The organism is Photorhabdus hainanensis, assembly GCF_018448965.1.
Lineage (GTDB): Bacteria > Pseudomonadota > Gammaproteobacteria > Enterobacterales > Enterobacteriaceae > Photorhabdus > Photorhabdus akhurstii.
This window is the reverse complement of the sequence record NZ_RCWD01000143.1, coordinates 1-375: the sequence shown is the minus strand read 5'-3', so window position 1 is coordinate 375 and position 375 is coordinate 1. Positions and strand designations below refer to the sequence as shown.

General features: G+C 52.8%; 1 rRNA gene. It reads left to right on the top strand.

The features are described 5' to 3' along the window. Window positions 1–375 (top strand): 23S ribosomal RNA (locus EAE92_RS24270); the annotation flags it as partial.

Sequence of the window (375 nt, the reverse complement as noted above, 5' to 3'; positions counted from 1 at the left end):
ATCCTCCAAGGCTAAATACTCCTGACTGACCGATAGTGAACCAGTACCGTGAGGGAAAGGCGAAAAGAACCCCGGCGAGGGGAGTGAAAGAGAACCTGAAACCGTGTACGTACAAGCAGTGGGAGCCCCACCACCAAAGCGTTTCGCTTTGTGTGGTGCACAAAATGCGTAACGTCATCCTGGATGATGGTTGGCGGAGCGACAGCGACGCCCAACACAACAATCAAGCAGTGGAGCGTTTTGGGGTGGGGTGACTGCGTACCTTTTGTATAATGGGTCAGCGACTTATATTCTGTAGCAAGGTTAACCGCATAGGGGAGCCGCAGGGAAACCGAGTCTTAACTGGGCGAAGTAGTTGCAGGGTATAGACCCGAA